Annotated in this window: 1 protein-coding gene; it reads left to right on the forward strand. The window is 47.6% G+C overall.

Going from position 1 to position 309, the window contains the following annotated elements; all coding sequences use genetic code 11:
- Nucleotides 1–10: 10 nt before the first annotated feature.
- Nucleotides 11–309, forward strand: a 299-nt coding sequence (locus GO013_RS17130; protein WP_203529732.1) for a hypothetical protein, incomplete at its 3' end; no start/stop codon positions are given.

Raw genomic sequence — 309 nt, forward strand, 5'->3', positions numbered from 1 at the left:
AGGGCCTGCCTTGACCAAAAGCCAGCTGGAAGATTGGAGACTCTACGGCTATGTAGAAAAGTCTTCACATGGGTTAGGGTACGATCCTGACACCCCCCTGAGACAGTTGACACAAAGGCTTAAAAGTCGATATTCCGACCAAGCCTCAACATCTCAAGTCCATGAAGACATCGATCTCCCTGGATATCTCTTTGAAGAGTCACCTGACAAAGATCCAGGAAGCTCCTCCAATTGGTATGATTTCTCTGATGATGAAGAGGAATCATCCGATAACACAGACGTGTGGCATTCTGACCCAGAAGAACCCTC

It is taken from the genome of Pseudodesulfovibrio sp. JC047 (assembly GCF_010468615.1).
GTDB lineage: Bacteria > Desulfobacterota > Desulfovibrionia > Desulfovibrionales > Desulfovibrionaceae > Pseudodesulfovibrio.